Origin of the sequence: Allobosea caraganae (genome assembly GCF_003351345.1) — a bacterium.
In the GTDB taxonomy this organism is placed as follows: domain Bacteria; phylum Pseudomonadota; class Alphaproteobacteria; order Rhizobiales; family Beijerinckiaceae; genus Allobosea; species Allobosea caraganae.
Genome location: NZ_QQTO01000018.1, coordinates 62,989 through 81,749, shown reverse-complemented (window position 1 = coordinate 81,749; position 18,761 = coordinate 62,989). Strand labels below are relative to the sequence as shown.

Below are 18,761 nucleotides of genomic sequence, written 5' to 3'. Positions count from 1 at the left end.
GAACCGGAGTGAACCGCGATGACCGCAGCCTTCACCATTCGCCTCGATGATGAGACGCTCGCCAAGCTCGACGCTTTGGCAGCCGATACCGATCGCTCGCGAAGCTGGCTCGCGACCAAGGCGATTCAGGACTATGTCGAGCTCAACGCTTGGCAGATCGCCCATATCAAGCAGGGTATCGCCCAAGCTGATCGCGGCGAGTTCGCGACCGAAGAAGAACTGGACGCGATTGAGCAGGAACTGCTGGCCAAGATCGAAGCCTCCCAGTCGTGAGGGTCATCTGGACGCCGAGGGCGCGCGACGACCTTCGCGGCATCTCGCAATATATCGGAGCTTTCGACCCGCGCGCGGCTCTTGCATTGGTGCGACGCCTTAGGGCCGCCGCAAGCCATCTCGGCGATCATCCCGAGATGGGTCGCGCCGGGCGGGTGGAAGAAACCCGCGAACTCGTGGTAACCGGCACCACCTATATCCTCCCCTACCGCGTCCGCGACGGGCGTGTTGAAATTCTGGCGGCGCTGCATGCTTCGCGGCAATGGCCCGACAGGCTCTGAAAGGCTCAACCCCTCCATGTTCTCCCTTCAGCTCCATGGTGACCGCGACCTCCGCGTCGAGGAGATCGCGCCGCCGCCGCCGCCGGCAGCCGGCGAGGTGCAGATCCGCGTGCGTGCCGTCGGGCTGAACTATCTCGACCTCTGGGGCTTCCGCGGCATGGCCTTCGCCAAGCGCAAGATGCCGCAGGCGGCCGGCGTCGAAGCGTCGGGTGAGATCGTCGCGGTCGGCGAGGGCGTCTCGCGCTTCCGCGAGGGCGACACGGTCACCATGTACGGCGCCGAGACCTGCGGCCATTGCAAGGCCTGCCGCGAGGGCCGCGACAATCTCTGCGAGAACGTCGCCGGCATCATGGGCTTCCATATCGACGGCTTCGCCCGCGAGTTGATCAACCGGCCGGAGCGGCTGGTGATCAAGGCGCCGAAGGGCGTCTCCTTCGAGGAGGCCGCCTGCGCGCCGATCGGCTTCGGCACGGTGCAGCACATGCTCTTCGACAATGCCAAGCTGGAGCCCGGTGAGTCCGTGCTCGTCCATGCCGGCGGCTCCGGCATCGGCACCGCCGCCATCCTGATGGCCAAGGCGATCGGCTGCACCGTCTACACCACCGTCGGCGACGACGAGAAGGGCGCCAAGGCCAAGGCGCTCGGCGCCGACCATGTCGTCAACTACCGCGAGGACCGCTTCGAGGGCGTTGTTCGCAAGCTCACCGGCCGCAAGGGCGTCGATGTCGTGTTCGAGCATGTCGGCGCCGACACCTGGAACGGCTCGCTGCTCTGCCTGAAGCGCGGTGGCCGGCTCGTCACCTGCGGCGCCACCTCCGGCCCCTCCGCGACGATCAACCTGATGCAGCTCTTCCAGCAGCAATATCGCATCACCGGCTCCTTCGGCTGCCGGATGGAGAATATCGCGCAGTCGCTGGAGAAGATGGCCGGCGGCATGAAGCCGGTGATCGACTCGGTCTTCCCGCTTGCCGATTTCGAGAAGGGCCTCGACCGCATCGAAGGCCGCAAGGTCTTCGGCAAGGTCATCGTCGCGTTCTGAGAGACGCTGCGGACTTGACCCGCATCCCTTCCTGACGCTAGTCGCGCGGCTGACGCCGGGCCCTTTCCGGCAACAGAGAGGGCTTTGCCGCGTTGAGACGCCTGAAGCAATTTGCCGCCCGGCTTTTCGCCGCGGTGATGATCGGCCTGATCCGGGCGCTGTTCGGCGCCCTGCGCCTGCTCGGCCGCGAGCGCTCCAGCGATCTCGGCGGCTGGCTGCTGCGCAGCGTCAGCCCGCTGATCCCGGTCAACAAGGTCGCGCTCGCCAATATCCGCGCGGTCTTCCCCGAGAAGAGCGAGGCCGAGGTCAAGGCGATCGCCCGCGGCGCCTGGGAGAATCTCGGCCGCACCGCCGCCGAATACGCCCATCTCAACACGCTCTTCGACTATGACTATCACAACCCCGGCAAGCCCTCGCGCGTCGAGGTCGCCGGCATCGAGCACTTCATCGCGCTCAAGGACGACGAGAAGCCCGGCCTGATCTTCTCGGCCCATCTCGGCAACTGGGAGCTGCCGGCGATCTGCGCGGCGGCCTACGACCTTGAGACGACCGCGGTCTTCCGCGCCCCGAACGACCCGGCCATCGCCAGCGTCGTCCACGAGATCCGCTCCGGCGCCATGGGCGGGCTCGCCGCGGCGAAGCAGGGCGCGGCCTTCGCCATGCAGGGCGTGCTGGAGAAGGGCGGCCATCTCGGCATGCTGATCGACCAGCACTTTACCCGCGGCGTCGTGGTGCCCTTCCTTGGCCGACCCGCGCTGACCAACCCGATCCTCGGCAAATTCGTCCGGCGCTTCGAATGCCCGGTCCATGGCGTGCGCGTCATCCGCCTGCCGAACCAGCGCTTCCGGCTGGAGCTGACGCCGCCGCTCGACCTGCCGCGCGATGCGGCCGGCGAGATCGACGTCGCCGGCGCCATGGCGATGATGACGGCGGTGGTCGATGGCTGGGTGCGCGAGCATCCCGAGCAGTGGCTCTGGATGCACCGGCGCTGGCGCCCCAACATGATTGGCAGCGCCGCGCTGGCGGATTACGAAAAGAGAGGGCCGGTAAAGCCCGCCTTCAAGGCAACGTGATTTCCAAGTGAGGGCCGTTCAGCGCTTTGGTAATACCTCGCAGCTAAACTGCAGCCGAGTTCGAGACATGCTTCACCGCGCCCGCCTCGCCGCCCCCCTCTTCGCTGCCCTCGCTTTCGGCGGCACGATGGCGCATGCCGAGCCGGCGGCGAAGCCGAAGGCGGTGCTCGAGCTCTTCACCAGCCAGGGCTGCTCCTCTTGCCCGGCCGCCGACGCGCTCTTCGTCGAGCTCGCCAAGGACCCCGGCCTGATCGCGCTGACCCTGCCGGTGACCTATTGGGATTATCTCGGCTGGAAGGACACGTTGGCCCAGGACGCCTTCACCAAGCGCCAGAAGCTCTATGCCAAGACCCGCGGCGACGGCCAGATCTACACGCCCCAGGCCGTGATCAACGGCACCGTCCACATGGTCGGCTCGGACAAGGCCAACCTCGAGAAGGCGGTCAAGGACCAGGCCGATACGGCCCTGCCGGTCACGGTCTCGCTCGACGAGGCGGCCGGTACCTTGCGCATCCAGCTCACGCCCGCGGCCGGCGGCAGCGACAAGCCCGGCGGCGTCTGGGTCTTGCCGATCTCGCGGCTGGTCATGGTCCCGATCGAGCGCGGCGAGAACAAGGGCCGCTCAGCCTCCTACGCCAACGTCGTGCGCGGCATGGTCCGCGTCGGCGACTGGACGGGCACGCAGACCACCATGCAGGCACCGATCTCCTCGACCAAGGCCGAGGGCGCCGACGGCTATGCCGTGCTGGTCCAGGCCGACCAGCCGAGCAAATACGGCATGATCCCCGGCACGATTTTGGGCGCGGCGTTGAGCAAGCGCTGAGGCCTATTTCCGTCATTGCGAGCGTAGCGAAGCAATCCAGGGGCCGTCGAGCGCGCGGTCTGGATTGCTTCGCTACGCTCGCAATGACGGAGAAGCCTTTTAGAGCAGCACGACCTTGTTCGGCAGCTCGTCGACATCATTGGCGGCCGGCGGCGCATGCTGCGCCAGCACGTGGCCGAGATCGGCGACGGCGGCGATCAGCCCCTCGCGCAGCCGATCCTCCTTCGCCGCCAGCAGCAGCGGCTCGACGATGCCGCGCCAGGTCTCATGCTCGACCTTTCCGTCGATGCCGCTATCGGCGAGGATTTCGGCATAGCGCTCCTGCACGGCGATATAGAGCAGGACGCCGGTGCGGCCGCGCGTGCGGGTCAGCCCGCGCGCCGTGAACTCGCGCAAGGCCACGTCATGCGCCCGCCCGCGCTTGACGAAGCCGGGCACGAAGCGACCGCCGCGGCCATACCAGAGCAGGGCCGCCATCAGCACGGCCGCGCTGATCAGCTGGATCAGGAAGATGCGCGGCGCGCTGGTGAAGGTCAGCAGCAGCAGCGGCCAGGGCACGAACAGCGCCAGCGCCAGGGCCATCACCATCGGCACGGTGCGGTAGCTGCTGGCGGCGCGGTCGACCACCACGACGATCTCGCCTGAGGTCAGTGTCTCGGCCTGCCTGACCGCCTCCGCGACGGCTTCCCGGTCCTGCTCGTCCATCACCAGTCTCCCGAAGCTCCGCCGCCGCCCGACGAGCCGCCACCGCCGGAGAACCCGCCGGAACTGCCGCCCGAACTCCAGCTTCCGCCACCGCTCCAGCCGGAACCCGAACCGGTGCTCCAGCTTGAGCCGGTCGGCAAGGCGATCCAGCGCCCGTCGCGCGTCCGGTGCATCCGGCTGCCGCCACCGCCCTGCTTCAAGCCGCGCAGGATGCTGACGATCAGGATCACGATGAAGATCATCACCATGATGACGGCGAGGTTCTCGCTGAATGAGCTCTCGTCGTCGCGGATCTCGGCCTTGCGCTGCCATTCCTCGGCATCCCCGGCGAGGATGCTCAGGATCGCATCGACGCCGCCTTCGATGCCGCCGGCGAAGTCGCCGTTCTTGAACTTCGGCGCCACCGCCGTGGTGATGATCACCTTGGAGAGCGCGTCGGTCAGCGCACCTTCGAGCCCATAGCCGACCTCGATCCGGACCTTGCGCTCGTTCGGCGCCACCAGCAGCAGGACGCCGTTATTCTTGGACTTGGCGCCGAGCTGCCAATGCCGGAACAAGCCGTTGGCGAACTCCTCGATCGTCACGCCCTGCAGCGAGGGCAGGGTCGCGACCACGACCTGGTCGCTGGTCTTGGCCTCATGCGCCGCGATCTTCTGCTCGATGCGGCCGCGCGCCTCGGCGCTGATCAGGTTGGCATTGTCGACGATGCGGCCGGTGAGGGCGGGGTAGCTCGGTTCGGCCGCCGCCACTCCGGCAAAGGCCAGCACCACGATTGCCGCCAATACGCCTTGTATCGCAGCTGACAGGCCCGCAAGGCGCATTGGATCAACTCGCCTAGAACTTCACCTCCGGCGGCTTCTCGGCCCCCGCCGTCGCCGTAAAAGTCTCCATCGGCTTGGCACCCCAGAACAGCCGCGCCCAGATCACGCCCGGGAAGGTGCGGATCTCGGTGTTGAAGGCCTGCACGGCCTGGATGTAGTCGCGCCGGGAGACCGCGACGCGGTTCTCGGTGCCTTCGAGCTGCGACTGCAGGGCGAGGAAGTTCTGGTTCGACTTCAGCTCGGGATAGCGCTCGACCGTGACCAGCAGCCGCCCGAGCGCGCCGGTGAGCTGGTTCTGGGCGTCCTGATATTCCTTGAACTTGGCCGGATCGGTAATCGTGGAGGCGTCGACCTTGACCTGCGTCGCCTTGGCGCGGGCCTCGATGACCTGGGTCAGCACCTCGCGCTCCTGCGTCGCGTAGCCCTTCACGGTCTCGACCAGGTTGGGGATGAGGTCGGCCCGGCGCTGGTACTGGTTCTGCACCTCGCTCCAGGCAGCCTTGGCCTTCTCCTCCAGCGTCGGCACGTTGTTGACGCCGCAGCCGGCGAGCGCGAGGCCGAAGACGGCGAGCACTGCCAGCACGAGGCCGCGGCGAAGAGGTGTGGAAAGCGCAAACGACATGCCGGGCCCCTTTGGCGATGGTCGATCGATTCGGGAGACCTTAGCCCTCCACCCCGACAGGTCAAAGACAGATGGCGCCTGCCGATAGAAGTGGGGATTCCGAAGGAGGCGCGGGAGCCCCTCTCCTGTAAGGAGAGGGGTGGGGGTGAGGTGTCGGCCGTTTGACACTGTAGCCGTGACCTAACAGCGGCCCTGCTTGAGCCTCACTGGTGTTCTGGCCGACACCTCACCCTGCCCTCTCCTTACAGGAGAGGGTTCCCCGCGCCCTTTATTCCGTCTGGCGGTTCCGACCCGGACGTATCATGCTCCGGTCGGACGGGGCTCTCGCAGGAATCGGCACGGAGATCGGACCATGCGTCGCTCGCTTTCAACCTTGTCCGGCCTCGCGCGGCTGGCGGCTTTCATTCCGCTGGCGGCAGTGGCGTTGGCCGCAACGGCCACAGCGCAAACGACCCTTCCTGCAGCCCCCGAAGCCTCCACAGGCCGCATCGTCAAGACGATGGGCACGGCGCAGCGCTACATGGCAGCCGCCGCCAACCCGCTCGCCGCCGCGGCCGGCCGCGACATCCTGCGCAAGGGCGGCAGCGCAGTCGATGCCGCGATCGCGATCCAGTTCGTGCTCAACCTGGTCGAGCCGCAAAGCTCCGGCATCGGCGGCGGCGCCTTCATGGTGCATTGGGACGAGGAGAAGAAGAGCGTCAGCACGCTCGACGGCCGCGAGACCGCCCCTCAAGCCGCCAGGCCGAACCGCTTCCTCGGCCCGGACGGCAAGCCGATGAAGTTCGTCGATGCCGTGGTCGGCGGCCGCTCGGTCGGCGTGCCCGGTACGCTGAAGCTGCTGGAGGCGGCGCATCAGCGCTGGGGCAAGCTGCCCTGGCCCGAGCTGCTCGCGCCCGCGATCAAGCTGGCCGAGGACGGCTTCACCATCTCGCCGCGCCTCAACGGGCTGCTCGGCCTGGAGAAGAACCTGGGCAAGGAGCCGCTCGCCGCAGCCTATTTCTACGAGGCCGACGGCAAGCCGAAGGCGGTCGGCACCGTCCTGCAGAACCCCGCCTTCGCCGCGACCCTGCGCAAGATAGCCGCCGTGGGAGCCGATGCCTTCTATTCCGGCGAGATCGCCGAGGACATCGTCGCGACCGTCACCGGCCACGCCGCCAATCCCGGCGACATGACGCTGGCCGACCTGAAGGCCTACGAGGTCGAGGAGCGCGAGCCGGTCTGCGGCCAGTACCGCGTCTGGCGCATCTGCGGCATGGGGCCGCCGAGTTCGGGCGCCATCGCCATCCAGCAGATGCTCGGGGTGCTCGAAACCCGCGATATCGCCCGCATGGGCCCGGGCGCGGAGGCGGCGCATTGGTTCAGCGAGGCCGGCCGCCTCGCCTTCGCCGATCGCGGGCTCTACCTCGCCGATCCCGCCTTCCTCAGCGTGCCCGTGAGCGGCCTGATCGACCGTGACTATATCCGCTCGCGCGCCATGCTCGTCAGCCCGGACAGGTCGATGGTGACGGCCAAGCCGGGCGATCCGCCGAACAAGCGCGCCATGCTGCTCGCGCCCTCCGACGGCGTCGAGCACGGCACCAGCCATATCTCGGTGGTCGACGAGCGCGGCGATGCCGTGGCGATGACCACCACGATCGAGGACGGCTTCGGCTCGCGGCTGATGACCAGGAGCGGCTTCCTGCTCAACAACGAGCTGACCGACTTCTCCTTCGTGCCGGAGGAGGACGGCAAGCCGGTCGCCAACCGCGTCGAGCCCGGCAAGCGGCCGCGCTCCTCGATGTCGCCCACCCTGGTCTTCGACGCCTTCGGCCGGCTCTACGCGGTCACCGGCTCGCCCGGCGGCAGCCAGATCATCCCCTATGTCGCCAAGACGCTGGTCGCGCTGCTCGACTGGAAGATGGACCCGCAGCGGGCGGTCGACTTCCCCAATTTCGGCAGCCGCAACGGCCCGACCGAGATAGAGGCCGGCACCGAGGCGGAAGGCTGGAAGCCGGCGCTGGAGGCCAAAGGCCACCAGGTTCGGCTGGTCGATCTGAATTCCGGCATCCAGGCCATCGTGAAGACCCCCGAGGGCTATCTCGGCGGCGCGGATGGCCGGCGCGAGGGCGTGGCGATCGGTGATTAGGGCACGGCGCGAAACGTGATCCAGGCCATCGTCATAACGTCATATCCGGGGCGCCAAATCTCCGCTCACCCCGGAGACTACCTATGCGCACTATCCTCATCGCCGCCGTCACAGCGGTCGCCTTCGCGTTTTCGCCTGTCTACGCCGACGAGGCAAAGCCCTTCGCCACCGCCAAGACCGTCGACCTGCTGACGCTGCTGAAGCCGCCCCCGGCGAACGATTCGGCGCAGACCAAGGCGGAGCTCGCCGAGGTTCTGACCCTCCAGGTCACGCGCACCCCGGAGATGGAGGCGCAGGCCCAGGCCGATGTGGTGGAAGATGTCTGGCGCTTCGCCGATGTCATGGGCCCGAAGTTCAAGCAGGAGGCGCTGCCGGCCTTCTCGTCCTTCTTCGATCGCGTCGTCGCCACCGAGGGCGCCGTTGTCGACCCGGCCAAGGACGTCTGGAAGCGCCCGCGCCCGCATCAGTACAGCCCGCTGGTCAAGCCGGCGGTGAAGCTCTCGAATTCGGGCGCCTACCCGTCCGGCCACACCACGGTCGGCACGCTGATGGGCATCGTCCTGTCGAACATGGTTCCGGAGAAGCGCGCCGAGATCATGGCCCGCGCCTGGGCCTATGGCGAGAACCGCATCATCGGCGGCATCCATTTCCGCGCCGACATCGAGGGCGGCCGCATCGCCGGCAGCGTGATCGCCTACAACCTCATGAGCCAGCCGGAGTTTCAGGCCGAATACGCGGTCGCCAAGGCCGAGCTGCGCAAGGCTCTGGGCCTCTGAGCCGTCTCTAGCGCGGTAGGGTGGCGGGCGCTGCGCGCTCGCCACCGGCCCCGCGCCCGGCGATCAGCCAGTAGACGAACCCCGTCGCGGCGCCGACCAGGAACAATGCCGCGATGATCTGCAGCTCGGCCGGGCTCGGCGTCCGCGCAAGGCGTAGCATGGCGAGCGGCAGCAAGGCCGCCAGCAATCCGGTCAGCCCGCTCTGGATCAGTCCGCTGCGCAGGCGGAACAGCTCGCTCGCCACGGCGACGATCACCACCGGCGCAACCATGATCGCAAAGCCGAGCCGGCCGAGCAGGGTGAAGGCGGCCTCGGCCGTCGGGCCGGGGTCGAAGCCGCTCCCGGCCTGATCGAGCAGTGCCCAGACCAGCCGCTCGAAGCCGCCGCCGATCAAAAGCGCGATATCAGGCGAGACGACGCTGGCGATCAGCAGCGCGAACAGGCCCGCGCCCATCGCCACCAGCAGCGCAAACGGGATCAGCAGCAACCAGCGCAGCATGGCTAGAGCATGATGCCGAAAAGTGGGAACCGGTTTTCGGAGATCATCATGCTCCCACTCACTATCCGGCGAGCGAAGCCGGCTCGACGACCTCGCCCTGCTCCAGCATCAGCCGGGCGCGGGCCGAGAGTTTTTCGGTCTCGCTCTTGAGCTGGCCGCAGGCGGCGAGGATGTCGCGGCCGCGCGGGGTGCGCACCGGCGAGGCATAGCCGGCCCGGAAGACGATCTCGGAGAAGCGCTCGATCCGGTCCCAGTCCGAGCACTCGTAGCGCGTGCCGGGCCAGGGGTTGAACGGGATCAGGTTGATCTTGGCCGGGATGCCCTTGAGCAGCCGCACCAGCTCGCGCGCCTCGGCATCGCTGTCGTTGATGCCCTTCAGCATCACGTATTCGAAGGTGATGCGCTTGGCGTTCGACAGGCCGGGATAGTTCCGGCAGGCCTCCAAGAGATCCTTGATCGGGTATTTCTTGTTGAGCGGCACCAGCTCGTTGCGCAGCTCGTCGCGCACGGCGTGCAGCGAGATCGCCAGCATCGTGCCCATCTGGCCGCCCAGCGCCTCGATCTGCGGCACCACGCCCGAGGTCGAGACCGTGATGCGGCGGCGTCCGAGCGAAAGCCCCTCGTTGTCGGAGATCACGTCGATCGCGTCGCGGACGCCGTCGAAATTATAGAGCGGCTCGCCCATGCCCATGAAGACGATGTTGGAGACGAAGCGCCCGCCATCATTCGGCACGAAAGCGCCCTCGGGCGCGCTCCGATTGGGGAAATCGCCAAGCCGGTCGCGCGCCACCATCAGCTGCGCCACGATCTCCTCGGAGGTCAGGTTGCGCACCAGGCGCTGCGTGCCGGTGTGGCAGAAGGTGCAGGTCAAGGTGCAGCCGACCTGGCTGGAGACGCAGAGCGTGCCGCGGTCGACCTCGGGAATGTAGACGCACTCGATCTCGGCGCCGCGATCATGCGGGCCGGTCGGCGCCATCCGGATCAGCCATTTGCGCGTGCCATCGGACGAGACCTGCTCGGCCGTGACCTCGGGCAGGTCGAGCGTGAAGCGCTCGGCCAGCGCCGCGCGCAAGCCCTTGCCGATCGTGGTCATCACGGCGAAGTCGCGCACGCCGTAGTGGTAGATCCAGTTCCAGAGCTGGCCGACGCGCATGCGCCGCTCCTTCTCGGGAACGTCGATCTCGGCCAGCGCCTCGGCCAGGCCCGCACGCGTGCGGCCGACCAGCGAAACGCGCCGCAAAACAGGTTCGGCCGCCGGAGCGGAGGGGGCAAGTGCGGAAACGGTCATCGGAACTCTGATCGCATCGGGCCAAAGCGCCCGGGAATGCGCGGCTCATAGCATAAGATTGCCGCGCCGTGAAATCAGGGCCGGTCTGCCACGGCGAAATGGCGGCTTGGCACCACCGTCATGGTCGGGCTTGTCCCGAGCACCCATGTCTTGACCACGGTCCTCGACCCGCGAAGACGTGGATGGTCGGGACAAGCCCGACCATGACGAGAAGCGAAACTGAAAGCCTATTTACAGGCGTCTTCGGCGCGCTTCACGGCCTGCGAGATGCCCGAGAGCGAGTACTTGTCGCTGGTCGGGTTGCCGCGCTTCGAGGTGCCCTTGATCTCGAGGCCGGCGCCGCGGCGCAGCGCGTCGAGCATGCGGCCTTCCTCGGCCGGGTTCTTCAGCCACATGTTCTGGCCCTTGGCGACCAGCGCGAAGCGCTCGTTGCCGATGATCGCCTGGTGCTCGACATCTTCCTTGAGGTCGAAGTTCAGCACGAAGCTGATCTCGTTGCGCACGCCCTCGGCCGGGCGGCTGGAGACGAAGAGCAGCCCGTCGACATCCTTGAGATTCGCCGGAATGCGCGCTTCGGCCTTGGTCAGCGCGTAGCAGATCTTGGAGCGGCCCTGCTGCGAGGAGAAGGCCTGCCATTTGCCCGCGGTTTCGAGCAGCATCGCCTGGCCTTGTCCGGCCGGGGCGCGCTGCGCATGGGCGGGCATCGCCGCCGCGGACAAGCTCAGCGCCGCCAGGACGAGGGCCAGTTTGATCTGCCGGGCGGCGGTGACGCCGGTTCTGGGAAAGCTTGGAATCATCGACCGCCATCAACCAACAAAAAGCTTAACGACATCTCTATTCCGCAGGCTTTTGCTCCGGAACTCAAGGATGCCTGAACCATACAATGTCACGATCCTGGCAAAAATGCGAACGCGGCTCCGTACCGTATCGCCGGTTCCGCTCTTGCTTCGGCCGTGTCACAATCACTCCGCGACACGAGTTGCCGAAGCAGGGTGATCGACGATGAAGGCGCTGCTCTGCGAGGCGCATGGACCGGCCGAGGGCCTGGTCGTCCGGACGCTGCCCGAGCCGCAGCCCGGCCCGGGCGAGGTCGTGATCACCGTCAAGGCGGCGGCGCTCAACTTCTTCGACACGCTGATCATCCAGAACCGCTACCAGACCAAGCCGTCCCTGCCCTTCTCGCCGGCCGGCGAATGCGCCGGCACGATCAGCGCCATCGGCAAGGACGTCTTCGGCTGGCGCCTCGGCGAGCGCGTCGCCGCCTGGCTCGGCTATGGCGCGGCGCGCCAGAAGGTCGCGGTCAAGGCCAACACGCTGATTCGCGTGCCCGATACGCTCGACGACCGCCAGGCCGCCGGATTGTTCGTGACCTACGGCACGGCGATGCACGGGCTGATGCAGCGCGCCGAGCTGAAGGCCGGCGAACGGCTCGCCATTCTCGGCGCGTCGGGCGGCGCCGGGCTTGCCGCGGTCGAGGTCGGCTCGCTGCTCGGTGCCCATGTCATCGCCTGCGCCTCCTCGCCGGCCAAACTGGCTCTGGCCCGCCAGCACGGCGCGCAGGAGGAGCTCAACTATCACGGCGAGGACCTCAGGGAGGGCCTGCGCCGCCTGACCGAGGGCCATGGCGTCGACGTGCTCTACGATACAGTGGGCGGCGACCTCGCCGAGCCGGCCGTGCGCGCCATGGCCTGGGAGGGGCGCTATCTCGTCGTCGGCTTCGCCGGCGGCGCCATCCCGCGGATCCCGCTCAACCTGCTGCTGCTGAAGAGCTGCGACCTGCGCGGCGTGTTCTGGGGCGAATTCGTCAACCGCGAGCCGGCTGCGCATCGCCGCAACATGGAGCGGCTGCTCGAATGGGCCGCGGCCGGGCGCATCAGCGCCCATGTCCACGCCGCCTTCCCGCTGGAGCAGGCGGCCGAGGCCTTCGCGCTGATCGGCAACCGCAAGGCGCAGGGCAAGATCGTCCTGGTGCCCTGAGGTGGCTCAAAGCCCCGCGAGGATCGCCTTCGCCCGCTCGCGATGTTCGGGCGTGATCGAGCCGGCCACCGCAGCGATGGCGGCCGCGATCACCGCCGCATCGTCGGTGAAGCCCAAGACCGGCAGGATGTCCGGGATCGCATCGATCGGCAGCACGAAATAGCCGAGCGCGGCGAGCAGCGTGTACCTGACGCGCCGCGGCGTCGCCGGATCGCGCGCGCAGAGAAAGGCCGCGACGCCGTCCTCGGCGAACGGAACGCGCTTGGCCACCTTCTTCAGCAGGCGCATGAAATCCGAGCCAAAGCGCTCTTCGTCGCGCAGGCTCTTGCGGATCGCGTCCATCTCCTCGTGGGTGAAGCGCGAAGCGAACCCCTCACTCATTGTCTCTTCGATCTCCCTCACGGCCGAGCCAACAGCTAGCTCGAAATCCGCGCCGAAAATGTGGCCCCGCCCGAAACCCTGCACAAGGGCCGGCCAAAGAATCGGGCTTGGAGCGGCCGGCCGCGCCGATTAAGGCTGGCGAAACGCCATCTATGAATGGGAATCCGCGATGAAGCTTGATTCGTCCCTCGCCGCCATCGTCACCGGCGGCGCCTCCGGCCTCGGCGAAGGCACGGCGCGCATGCTCGCCACCAACGGCGTCAAGGTCGCGCTTTTCGACATGAACGCCGAGGCCGGCGAGCGCGTCGCCAAGGAGATCGGCGGGCTCTTCGTCTCCTGCGACGTTTCGAACGACGCCTCGGTCGATGCGGCCCTGCTGGAAGCCCGCAAGGCCCATGGCATCGAGCGCATCCTGGTCAATTGCGCCGGCATCGCGCCCGGCCGCCGCGTCGTCTCGAAGAAGCGCGACACCGGCGAGCTGGTCGCGCACGACCTCGCCACTTTCGAGAAGGTGCTGGCGGTCAACCTCGCCGGCACCTTCCGCATGATCGCGCGCTCGGCTCTGGCGCTGGCGGCCGAGCCGCCGGTGACGGAGGATGGCGGCCGCGGCGTCTTCGTCTGCACCGCATCCGTAGCGGCGGAGGACGGCCAGATCGGCCAGGCCGCCTATTCCGCCTCGAAGGGCGGCGTTGTCGGCATGACCCTGCCGATCGCGCGCGACCTCGCCCAGGTCGGCATCCGCGTCATGACGATCATGCCCGGCCTGTTCGAGACGCCGATGTTCGCCTCGGTGCCGGACGACTATCGCAAGACGCTGGAAGCCTCGATCCCGCATCCGTCCCGCCTCGGCCGGCCGGCGGAGTACGCAGCGCTGGTCAAGAGCATCATCGAGAACGACATGCTCAACGGCACCGCGATCCGCCTGGACGGCGCGATCCGGCTCGCGCCGAAATAAACGCAGCTATCTCAGCCGCTCCCGCGCGAAATCGATGAAGGCCCTGAGCTTGGGCATGACCTGATGGCGCGAGGGGAAATACAGGAAGAACCCAGGCGTCTCCGGCATGAATGGCTGGAGTACGCTCTCCAGCAGCCCCTGCTCGCAGAGCGGCTCGACCACCGGCGCCAGCACATAGGCGAGCCCTAGCCCCATCACCGCAGCGGAGATCATCACGCTGCCCTCGTTGACGATGATCTGGCCGTCGACCGCGAGCGCATACTCGCGCCCATCCTCCTCGAACTCCCAATGGTAGAGCGCACGCGAACTCTGCCGGAAGTTGATGCAGCGATGGTCGCGCAGGTCCTCAGGGCGCTGCGGCCGGCCATGCCGCGCAAAATAATCCGGCGAGCCGATGATCGCCAGCTTGAACGGGCCGGTCAGCGGCACCGCGACCATGTCGGCCTCGATCAGCTCGCCGATCCTGATCCCGGCGTCGAAACCGCCCTCGACGATATTGGCGAGCCGGTCGTCGATGAAGAGCTCGACCTGGACATCCGGGTAGGCCCGGCAGAAATCGGCCAGGATCGGCTCGATCAGGCTCGGCATCGCCACCCGCGGCACGTTCAGCCGCAACAGCCCGCTCGGCCGGTCGCCGAGACTGCCGGCCTCGCGGAAGGCGTCGAAGATGTCGTCGACCGCCGGCCGCGCCCGCTCGAGAAAGCGCCGACCGGCCTCGGTCGGAGCAACGTCGCGCGTCGTTCGTGCCAGCAGCGCGACCCCAGCCCGCTCCTCCAGCGCCCGCACGCTCTGGCTGATCGCCGAGGGCGTGACGCCGAGATCGGCCGCCGCCGCGCTGAACGAGCGCCTCTCCGCCACCTTCAGCAGCGCGATCAGCCCATCGAGGTCGTTCCGGCGCATTTGTAACTCCTGCTAACTGATGCGTACAGAATACATCGGATTATCCCTGAAGTCGCGCTGTCTTAGCGTCCTCCCATCGGGCTTGCCGAGCCCGCGAACGGGAGCGAAGACCATGACCATCGACAACGACAACCGCCGCAACTTCATCCGCACCGCCACGGCCGCCGGCCTGAGCATCGGCGCGATCGCCAGCGCCCGCGCGCAAAGCGCCGCCCCCGGCCCCTTCGCCGGGAAGGTCGTGCTGATCACCGGCGCGACCTCGGGCATCGGCCGCACCACGGCCGAACTCTTCGCCAGCCGGGGTGCGCGGGTCGCCTTCTGCGGCCGGCGCGAGGCGCTCGGCCGCGAGGTCGAGGCCGGCATCCGCAAGGCGGGCGGCGAGGCCTTCTACATGCGCGCCGATGTCCGCGAGGAGGAGCAGGTCAAGGCCCTCGTCGATGCGACCGTGACCCGCTACGGCCGGCTCGACATCGCCTTCAACAATGCCGGCATCGACAAGCCGCCAGCGCCGATCGCCGAGACCGACGCTGAGAGCTTCGACGACCTGATCTCGACCAACCTCCGCGGCGTCTTCCTCGGCATGAAGCACGAATTGCCGCATCTGGTGCAGAGCAGGGGCGCGATCATCAACACCGCCTCGATCGGCGGCCGCCACGCCTTCCCGAACATCATCGGCTATGGCGCCGCGAAAGCGGCGGTGATCCACATGACCCGCAGCGCGGCGCAGGAATATGGCCGCGACGTCCGCGTCAACGCGATCGCGCCCGGCCCGATCGAGACGGCGATGATCGAGCGCGTGCGCGAGCAGTGGAAGGTCACGACCGAGCAGATGGCCGCCGCCTACCCGGCCAAGCGCTTCGGCACCACGCAGGAGGTGGCGGAACTGGTGCTCTTCCTGGCGAGCCCGCAGGCGGCATACATCTCGGGGCAGGTGGTGGGTATCGATGGCGGTGGCTTAGCCTAAATCACGAAGTCACCGCCCGCAGACAGAGGCGCGGGGAACCCTCTCCTGTAAGGAGAGGGCAGGGTGAGGTGTAGGCCAGAACACCAGTGAGGCTGAAGCAGGGCCGCTGTTAGGTCACGGCAGCAGCGTCAAACAGCCGACACCTCACCCCTGCCCCTCTCCTTACAGGAGAGGGGTTCCCCGCGCCGTCCTCGCTCCAATTCGCAGCGTGGAGCCATTCTCAAACGATCCGATAAACCTCGCCCGAACTCAAATCCCGATACAAATCCACCCGCGCCCCGTCCCAATGGTAGTCGAGATGCCGGCCCTGCACCGGATGCGACGCGCAATCCGGATAGAACAGCCCGACGCATTCGCCGCCCACACACCGCACGCTCGGATAAGCCACGCCCTCCGAGCCTGCCGCCCGTAGCTGAGCGCCCAGCGCCTGGCTCGCCGAATAATCCTGCTGCTGGAGCAGCGGCGACGCACCTACGCTCTCTCCACGCAGATCATGCAGCCGCGCGCTCACATCCAGCACGATCTCGCGGAACTGCGAGGTCCAGCCGGGCGCTTCCTTGGTCGCGGCCATGAAGCCGCCGTGATGGTGCACCGTCTCGAACAGCGCCACCTCAAAGGCCTTGCCGGCATAGAGCACGCCAAAACCGCCAGCGCTGAAACGGCTCGGCCTGTCCGGGCTGACATGGGTGAAGGGCGCCATCAGCCAGCTCGCGCCGGAGCCGGAGACCCGTCGCTCCGCCGGCACGAGGTCGAGATTGCCGATCGTCTCCATCAGCCGCGGATTGGTCTTCTGCTCGGCGGCGAGGATCAGCGGCCAGTCGGCCGGGTCGGCGATGTCCTCGAACAGGTCGATCGGCGGGAACAGGCTGCGGATGATCCTGACCGCCCCGCGCCATTCGATCTCCGCGACAGGCACGGCAGCGCCATCGCTCACCAGGAGCCCCGCTCGGCGTCGAGATAGCGCCGCACCCGCATCAGGTCGGTGAGTTCGCCGCCGAGCATGATCGAGAGCGCCGATTTGCCGGCAAAAGCCTCGTTCGGCGCCTTGATCCAGGCATAGCCGCGTTGCGGCTCGCGGAAGATCAGCCGGAGCGCCTTGTGGATACCCATCAGGTTGGAGAGCCGGGCCTTGCCGTCGCGGTTGATCCGGCCGATCTCGCCCGCCTTCCAGCGCCGATAGCTCCGCAGCGGCATGTCGAGCAGCGTCGCCGCGTCCTCGTCGGTGATGTCCCAGAGGCGGAACAGGTTGAGCGCCGCGCGGAACATCGCAGCCGCCTCGTCATCCGAGATCGGCGCGGCGGTAAAATCGCGCTGGGTGGTATCGACTCGCAGCAGGGCCGTCATCGATGCATCTCCATTTGGCATCAAATAATAAAATTGATGCCAAATGGCAAGAGGCGTTACTCCGCAGGAGTTTCCGCCGGCTTGATCTCGTGCTTCAGGATCAGCGGCGTCTGCGCCAGCGCGAAGGCCATGGTCAGCGGCATCACGCCCCAGACCTTGAAGGCGACCCAGAAATCCTGGGTCTGGGTGCGCCAGACCACCTCGTTCAGCGCCGCGAGCACGAAGAAGAACAGGCCCCAGCGGAAGGTCAGCTTGCGCCAGCCCTCTTCGTCCAGCTGCAGCACCGTCTCCAGCACCAAGGCCAGCAGCGAGCGGCCAAAGAACAATCCGCCGAGCAGCACGCAGCCGAACAGCGTGTTGACGATGGTCGGCTTGACCTTGATGAAGAAGGCGTCGTCCAGCGCCAGCGTCAGCCCGCCGAAGACCGTCACGACCACCGCGTTGACAATCGCCATGCGCGGCAGATAGCCCATCAGCACCCGCGACAGCACCAGCGCCACCAGCGAGGCGGCGATGAAGATGCCGGTCGCGACGAAGATGCGTCGGTCCTCGGCCACGTGGAACAGCCGGTCGCCATAGGAATTGGCGAAGAAGAAGATCGCCAGCGGCCCGAATTCAAGCGCGAGCTTGACCAGCGGGTTGATGCCCTTGCCCGGCACCGCAACGCCTTCGCTCATGCCGCTTCTCCAAGCCCTGCGACGGCGCGCGCGAAATCGCGGGCCGAAAATGGTTCGAGGTCCTCGACGCTCTCGCCGACGCCGATGAAGTGCACGGGCAGGCCGAACCTGGCCGCCAATGCAACGAGAATGCCGCCGCGCGCCGTGCCGTCGAGCTTGGTCATCACCAGTCCGGTCACGCCCGCCGTCTCCTGGAAGGCCTCGACTTGCGAGATCGCGTTCTGGCCCACCGTCGCATCGAGCACGAGCAGCGCGACATGCGGCGCCTCCGGATCGAGCTTGCGGATGACCCTGACCACCTTGGCGAGTTCGTCCATCAGCCCGGTCTTGTTCTGCAGCCGCCCGGCCGTGTCGACCAGCAGCACGTCAGTGCCGGCAGCCTTGGCCTTCTGCAGTGCCTCGAAAGCCAGGCCCGACGCATCTGCGCCCTGCTGGCCCGAGACGACCTCGGCCCCGGTGCGCTCGCCCCACACCTTGAGCTGCTCGATCGCCGCCGCGCGAAACGTGTCGCCCGCCGCCAGCATCACGCTCTTCCCCTCGGTGCGGAATTTTGCCGCGAGCTTGCCGATCGTCGTGGTCTTGCCTGAGCCATTGACCCCGACCATCAGGATCACGAACGGCTTTTTCGTGGCGTCGATCCGGAGCGGCACCGCGACGGGCATCAGGATGCTCTCGACCTCGCGCGCCAGGATGCTCTTCACCTCCTCGGGCTCGATCTGCTTGTCGTAGCGGCCCTCGCCGACCGCCTTGGCGATGCGCGCCGAGGTGGCGATGCCGAGATCGGCCTGGATCAGGATGTCTTCGAGATCCTCGAGCGTGGAGGCGTCGAGCTTGCGCTTGGTGAACAGGTCGGAGATGCCGGTCGCCAGCACCGAGGAGGTGCGCGACAATCCCTCGGTCAGCCGCCGCCACCAGCTCCCCTTCGGCTGGGGGACGACTGGCGCTGGCGGCTCCGGCTCGGGCGAGGTGATCGGCAGCGGGCCGGCCTCGCCCATCAGGATTTCGGGCGCCAGCGGCGCGTCCGGCTCAGCTTCGGGCGGGGCCTCGCTGGCGGTGTCCGGCACGGCGGCAGGCGTGCTCTCCACGCTCTCGGGCGCCGGTTTCGGCTGTTCCTGCTCCAGCCCGAAGAGCCTCGAAAGGAAGCCGCGCTTCTTCGGTTCGTTCTCGCTCATCACTCGTCCTGTTCGCCCGCGCATCGCCTTGGAGGTTGCGTCGGCGGGCAGCCTTGTCTAGCGCAA

22 protein-coding genes are annotated in these 18,761 nt (G+C 67.5%); 10 read left to right on the top strand and 12 right to left on the bottom strand.

What is annotated here, in order from left to right:
- The first annotated feature begins 18 nt into the window (after window positions 1-18).
- From DWF00_RS08100 to DWF00_RS08080, 5 genes are all read left to right on the top strand, one after another.
- On the top strand, window positions 19-273 hold the full coding sequence (locus DWF00_RS08100) for a CopG family ribbon-helix-helix protein (RefSeq protein ID WP_114831850.1): 255 nt from the start codon (window positions 19-21) through the stop codon (window positions 271-273).
- Window positions 270-554: a type II toxin-antitoxin system RelE/ParE family toxin gene (locus DWF00_RS08095; protein WP_114831849.1), complete on the top strand. Its 285-nt coding sequence runs from the start codon at window positions 270-272 to the stop codon at window positions 552-554. Before DWF00_RS08100 ends, DWF00_RS08095 begins: the two co-directional genes overlap by 4 nt.
- A 16-nt stretch (window positions 555-570) precedes the next feature.
- Window positions 571-1,593: a zinc-binding dehydrogenase gene (locus DWF00_RS08090; RefSeq protein WP_114831848.1), complete on the top strand. Its 1,023-nt coding sequence runs from the start codon at window positions 571-573 to the stop codon at window positions 1,591-1,593.
- Window positions 1,594-1,730: 137 nt separating this feature from the next.
- The gene (locus tag DWF00_RS08085) at window positions 1,731-2,666 is read left to right on the top strand and encodes a lipid A biosynthesis lauroyl acyltransferase (protein WP_114831847.1); all 936 of its coding nucleotides are present in this window, start codon (window positions 1,731-1,733) and stop codon (window positions 2,664-2,666) included.
- A gap of 67 nt (window positions 2,667-2,733) precedes the next feature.
- Window positions 2,734-3,489 carry a DUF1223 domain-containing protein gene (locus DWF00_RS08080; protein ID WP_114831846.1) on the top strand — a complete coding sequence of 252 codons (756 nt, stop codon included), beginning with the start codon at window positions 2,734-2,736 and terminating at the stop codon, window positions 3,487-3,489.
- 99 nt (window positions 3,490-3,588) lie between these two features.
- Here the strand turns inward: DWF00_RS08080 and DWF00_RS08075 are convergent, their stop codons facing one another.
- From DWF00_RS08075 to DWF00_RS08065, 3 genes are read right to left on the bottom strand one after another with little or no spacing between them, the layout of a single operon-like run.
- Window positions 3,589-4,194: a TPM domain-containing protein gene (locus tag DWF00_RS08075; RefSeq protein ID WP_114831845.1), complete on the bottom strand. Its 606-nt coding sequence runs from the start codon at window positions 4,192-4,194 to the stop codon at window positions 3,589-3,591.
- Window positions 4,194-5,015 carry a TPM domain-containing protein gene (locus tag DWF00_RS08070; protein ID WP_114831844.1) on the bottom strand — a complete coding sequence of 274 codons (822 nt, stop codon included), beginning with the start codon at window positions 5,013-5,015 and terminating at the stop codon, window positions 4,194-4,196. The genes DWF00_RS08075 and DWF00_RS08070 overlap by 1 nt, the downstream gene beginning before the upstream one ends.
- A gap of 13 nt (window positions 5,016-5,028) precedes the next feature.
- Window positions 5,029-5,637, bottom strand: coding sequence for a LemA family protein (locus DWF00_RS08065; RefSeq protein ID WP_114831843.1), 609 nt, complete (start codon window positions 5,635-5,637; stop codon window positions 5,029-5,031).
- A gap of 352 nt (window positions 5,638-5,989) precedes the next feature.
- Between DWF00_RS08065 and ggt the strand changes: the two genes are divergently transcribed.
- Window positions 5,990-7,762, top strand: coding sequence for a gamma-glutamyltransferase (gene ggt / locus DWF00_RS08060; RefSeq protein WP_114831842.1), 1,773 nt, complete (start codon window positions 5,990-5,992; stop codon window positions 7,760-7,762).
- Between the two features lie 83 nt (window positions 7,763-7,845).
- Window positions 7,846-8,538, top strand: a complete 693-nt coding sequence (locus tag DWF00_RS08055; protein WP_114831841.1) for an acid phosphatase — start codon at window positions 7,846-7,848, stop codon at window positions 8,536-8,538.
- A 7-nt stretch (window positions 8,539-8,545) separates the two neighbouring features.
- On the opposite strand, the gene DWF00_RS08050 is transcribed toward DWF00_RS08055, so the two are convergent.
- The 3 genes from DWF00_RS08050 to DWF00_RS08040 form a co-directional block, all read right to left on the bottom strand.
- A complete protein-coding gene (locus DWF00_RS08050) occupies window positions 8,546-9,037 on the bottom strand; it encodes a hypothetical protein (protein ID WP_114831840.1) in 492 nt (163 codons plus the stop codon).
- Window positions 9,038-9,098: 61 nt separating this feature from the next.
- Window positions 9,099-10,325, bottom strand: coding sequence for a dual-specificity RNA methyltransferase RlmN (gene rlmN, locus DWF00_RS08045; RefSeq protein WP_114831839.1), 1,227 nt, complete (start codon window positions 10,323-10,325; stop codon window positions 9,099-9,101).
- 227 nt (window positions 10,326-10,552) lie between these two features.
- Window positions 10,553-11,122: an invasion associated locus B family protein gene (locus DWF00_RS08040; RefSeq protein WP_114831838.1), complete on the bottom strand. Its 570-nt coding sequence runs from the start codon at window positions 11,120-11,122 to the stop codon at window positions 10,553-10,555.
- 205 nt (window positions 11,123-11,327) lie between these two features.
- Here DWF00_RS08040 and DWF00_RS08035 point away from each other — a divergent pair, with 205 nt between their 5' ends.
- Window positions 11,328-12,302: an NADPH:quinone oxidoreductase family protein gene (locus DWF00_RS08035; protein ID WP_114831837.1), complete on the top strand. Its 975-nt coding sequence runs from the start codon at window positions 11,328-11,330 to the stop codon at window positions 12,300-12,302.
- A gap of 6 nt (window positions 12,303-12,308) precedes the next feature.
- Here DWF00_RS08035 and DWF00_RS30045 read toward each other — a convergent pair whose 3' ends face one another.
- A complete protein-coding gene (locus DWF00_RS30045; protein WP_342769085.1) occupies window positions 12,309-12,767 on the bottom strand; it encodes a YkvA family protein in 459 nt (152 codons plus the stop codon).
- Between the two features lie 85 nt (window positions 12,768-12,852).
- Here DWF00_RS30045 and DWF00_RS08025 point away from each other — a divergent pair, with 85 nt between their 5' ends.
- Entirely contained in the window at window positions 12,853-13,638 is a 786-nt protein-coding gene (locus DWF00_RS08025) for an SDR family NAD(P)-dependent oxidoreductase (protein ID WP_114831835.1), read from the top strand.
- A gap of 6 nt (window positions 13,639-13,644) precedes the next feature.
- Here the strand turns inward: DWF00_RS08025 and DWF00_RS08020 are convergent, their stop codons facing one another.
- Complete coding sequence (locus tag DWF00_RS08020; protein ID WP_114831834.1) at window positions 13,645-14,538, bottom strand: LysR family transcriptional regulator; 894 nt, start codon at window positions 14,536-14,538, stop codon at window positions 13,645-13,647.
- A gap of 112 nt (window positions 14,539-14,650) precedes the next feature.
- Here DWF00_RS08020 and DWF00_RS08015 point away from each other — a divergent pair, with 112 nt between their 5' ends.
- A complete protein-coding gene (locus tag DWF00_RS08015) occupies window positions 14,651-15,502 on the top strand; it encodes an SDR family NAD(P)-dependent oxidoreductase (protein ID WP_114831833.1) in 852 nt (283 codons plus the stop codon).
- 220 nt (window positions 15,503-15,722) lie between these two features.
- Here DWF00_RS08015 and DWF00_RS08010 read toward each other — a convergent pair whose 3' ends face one another.
- Genes DWF00_RS08010 through ftsY form a run of 4 tightly spaced genes read right to left on the bottom strand, consistent with a single transcriptional unit; the run spans window position 15,723 to window position 18,695 of the window.
- Window positions 15,723-16,436, bottom strand: coding sequence for an RES family NAD+ phosphorylase (locus DWF00_RS08010; RefSeq protein ID WP_114831832.1), 714 nt, complete (start codon window positions 16,434-16,436; stop codon window positions 15,723-15,725).
- Entirely contained in the window at window positions 16,433-16,846 is a 414-nt protein-coding gene (locus DWF00_RS08005) for an MbcA/ParS/Xre antitoxin family protein (RefSeq protein WP_114831831.1), read from the bottom strand. Before DWF00_RS08005 ends, DWF00_RS08010 begins: the two co-directional genes overlap by 4 nt.
- 56 nt (window positions 16,847-16,902) lie before the next feature.
- Window positions 16,903-17,523, bottom strand: a complete 621-nt coding sequence (locus tag DWF00_RS08000) for a septation protein A (RefSeq protein WP_114831830.1) — start codon at window positions 17,521-17,523, stop codon at window positions 16,903-16,905.
- Window positions 17,520-18,695: a signal recognition particle-docking protein FtsY gene (gene ftsY, locus DWF00_RS07995; protein WP_181832836.1), complete on the bottom strand. Its 1,176-nt coding sequence runs from the start codon at window positions 18,693-18,695 to the stop codon at window positions 17,520-17,522. Before ftsY ends, DWF00_RS08000 begins: the two co-directional genes overlap by 4 nt.
- Window positions 18,696-18,761: the final 66 nt, after the last annotated feature.

Bases quoted from the DNA above. Each gene is read 5' to 3' on its own strand.
- DWF00_RS08100 (WP_114831850.1), top strand. From the start codon at position 19: ATGACCGCAGCCTTCACCATTCGCCTCGATGATGAGACGCTCGCCAAG.
- DWF00_RS08090 (WP_114831848.1), top strand. From the start codon at position 571: ATGTTCTCCCTTCAGCTCCATGGTGACCGCGACCTCCGCGTCGAGGAG.
- DWF00_RS08085 (WP_114831847.1), top strand. From the start codon at position 1,731: ATGATCGGCCTGATCCGGGCGCTGTTCGGCGCCCTGCGCCTGCTCGGC.
- DWF00_RS08080 (WP_114831846.1), top strand. From the start codon at position 2,734: ATGCTTCACCGCGCCCGCCTCGCCGCCCCCCTCTTCGCTGCCCTCGCT.
- DWF00_RS08075 (WP_114831845.1), bottom strand. From the start codon at position 4,194: ATGGACGAGCAGGACCGGGAAGCCGTCGCGGAGGCGGTCAGGCAGGCC.
- DWF00_RS08070 (WP_114831844.1), bottom strand. From the start codon at position 5,015: ATGCGCCTTGCGGGCCTGTCAGCTGCGATACAAGGCGTATTGGCGGCA.
- DWF00_RS08065 (WP_114831843.1), bottom strand. From the start codon at position 5,637: ATGTCGTTTGCGCTTTCCACACCTCTTCGCCGCGGCCTCGTGCTGGCA.
- ggt (WP_114831842.1), top strand. From the start codon at position 5,990: ATGCGTCGCTCGCTTTCAACCTTGTCCGGCCTCGCGCGGCTGGCGGCT.
- DWF00_RS08055 (WP_114831841.1), top strand. From the start codon at position 7,846: ATGCGCACTATCCTCATCGCCGCCGTCACAGCGGTCGCCTTCGCGTTT.
- DWF00_RS08050 (WP_114831840.1), bottom strand. From the start codon at position 9,037: ATGCTGCGCTGGTTGCTGCTGATCCCGTTTGCGCTGCTGGTGGCGATG.
- rlmN (WP_114831839.1), bottom strand. From the start codon at position 10,325: ATGACCGTTTCCGCACTTGCCCCCTCCGCTCCGGCGGCCGAACCTGTT.
- DWF00_RS08040 (WP_114831838.1), bottom strand. From the start codon at position 11,122: ATGATTCCAAGCTTTCCCAGAACCGGCGTCACCGCCGCCCGGCAGATC.
- DWF00_RS08035 (WP_114831837.1), top strand. From the start codon at position 11,328: ATGAAGGCGCTGCTCTGCGAGGCGCATGGACCGGCCGAGGGCCTGGTC.
- DWF00_RS08025 (WP_114831835.1), top strand. From the start codon at position 12,853: ATGAAGCTTGATTCGTCCCTCGCCGCCATCGTCACCGGCGGCGCCTCC.
- DWF00_RS08020 (WP_114831834.1), bottom strand. From the start codon at position 14,538: ATGCGCCGGAACGACCTCGATGGGCTGATCGCGCTGCTGAAGGTGGCG.
- DWF00_RS08015 (WP_114831833.1), top strand. From the start codon at position 14,651: ATGACCATCGACAACGACAACCGCCGCAACTTCATCCGCACCGCCACG.
- DWF00_RS08005 (WP_114831831.1), bottom strand. From the start codon at position 16,846: ATGACGGCCCTGCTGCGAGTCGATACCACCCAGCGCGATTTTACCGCC.
- DWF00_RS08000 (WP_114831830.1), bottom strand. From the start codon at position 17,523: ATGAGCGAAGGCGTTGCGGTGCCGGGCAAGGGCATCAACCCGCTGGTC.
- ftsY (WP_181832836.1), bottom strand. From the start codon at position 18,695: ATGAGCGAGAACGAACCGAAGAAGCGCGGCTTCCTTTCGAGGCTCTTC.